Below are 616 nucleotides of genomic sequence, written 5' to 3'. Positions count from 1 at the left end.
GGCAGTGGAAAGAGGCGTTTGAACTACTTTTCACACCAAGATCTGACGGTGGTTTGCCCTACTTCTTCCAAGGTTTGATTTCGACGTTAAGGCTCAGTATTTGGGGCATCAGCTTCGCATTAGTGCTTGGCACTTTGTTGGGCTTAGCGCGTTTCTCTCGCTCCGTCTGGTTGCGCACACCTGCCAACGCGTTTATTCAGTTGGTAAGAAACATCCCACCGTTGGTTTTTGTTTTTATTTTCTACTTTTTCATTTCTAACCAATTGATCCCGTTACTCGGTTTGGAAGATCTTCTACGAAACTACAACGGTGAACCAAATGCGCTACAAAGCTTTCTTTTTGGACCTTCTAACCTTTGGGAAAATCTTGCCTCTGGTGTGTTATGCGTCGGCTTACTCTCTTCTGCCTACATAGCAGAAGTTGTGCGAGCAGGGTTACAAAGCATCGACCAAGGTCAGTGGGAAGCGGCGGATTCATTGGGCTTGTCTCGATGGGTGAAGTACCGATTCGTTATCGCGCCACAGGTGCTTAAAGCAATAACACCTGCACTTGCCGGTCAAACCATCTCTTTGGTGAAAGACACCTCCATCGTTTCGCTAATTTCTATACAAGAAAT

At 46.3% G+C, this 616-nt stretch carries 1 protein-coding gene; it reads left to right on the top strand.

Features of this window, described 5'->3' with window-relative positions; translation table 11 throughout:
- Positions 1-616, top strand: a 616-nt coding sequence (locus tag R7R78_RS27580; protein WP_225474791.1) for an amino acid ABC transporter permease, incomplete at both ends; no start/stop codon positions are given.

It is taken from the genome of Vibrio sp. 2134-1 (genome assembly GCF_033339495.1).
This window is presented reverse-complemented; position numbering and strand designations above follow the sequence as displayed.